Source organism: Priestia sp. P5_B4, assembly GCF_056400385.1.
On sequence record NZ_JBFULJ010001386.1, the window covers coordinates 1 to 676 of the forward strand.

Below are 676 nucleotides of genomic sequence, written 5' to 3' on the forward strand. Positions count from 1 at the left end.
AAATACAGGTGCAGCAAGGCAAAATAACCCTTCCTCATTTTCTTCATCATCAATTGCATAGCCCATTTGAATAAAAGAGTCTAAATTGTCATTAAGAACTTTTTTATCTGTAATTGTATAATCTGTAATAGGCAGTAGCTCTATATATTCAAGCAGCTGTTCTCGCTGATCTTTAGGAAGAAAAGCTAAAAAGGTTTTTCCTAATCCTGTACAATAGAGCGGCTTACGGTTACCAGGCTGAGCTGTTGTTCTAATGGAGCGATTATTGTCAATCTTAACAACATAGACTAATTCTCCATCTGACAGCAAAGCCATAAATACAGTTTCCTGAACATCCTCCATCAGTTTCTTTAAATACGGCTTTCCCTCAGAAGAAATATCCAATGATTCCATAGCCGCTGTTCCAATTTGAATTAGCTTTGGCCCTAGCTTGTACCTCTTTAATGAGTCCTGATTTAAATATCCTTCATTGTGAAGTGTTCCCACAAGGTTAAACGTACTGCTTTGCGGAAGCGAAAGTAAATCACTAACCTCTTTTACTGTTAATCCCTCAGGGTGTTGAGCAATCAATTCAAACACCCTTAATACACGTTCTGCTGATTTTACTGACATGAAGAAATCCTTTCTGAATCACATATGTGATTTTAAATTTTATATATGATTTACTGTTTTAAAT

The 676-nt window shown here is 35.8% G+C and carries 1 protein-coding gene; it reads right to left on the reverse strand.

The window, feature by feature from the left end; genetic code table 11:
- Positions 1-612 (reverse strand): IclR family transcriptional regulator (locus AC1DRF_RS31155; protein ID WP_477742717.1); only part of this gene is annotated, 612 nt, incomplete at its 3' end.
- Positions 613-676 lie beyond the last annotated feature (64 nt).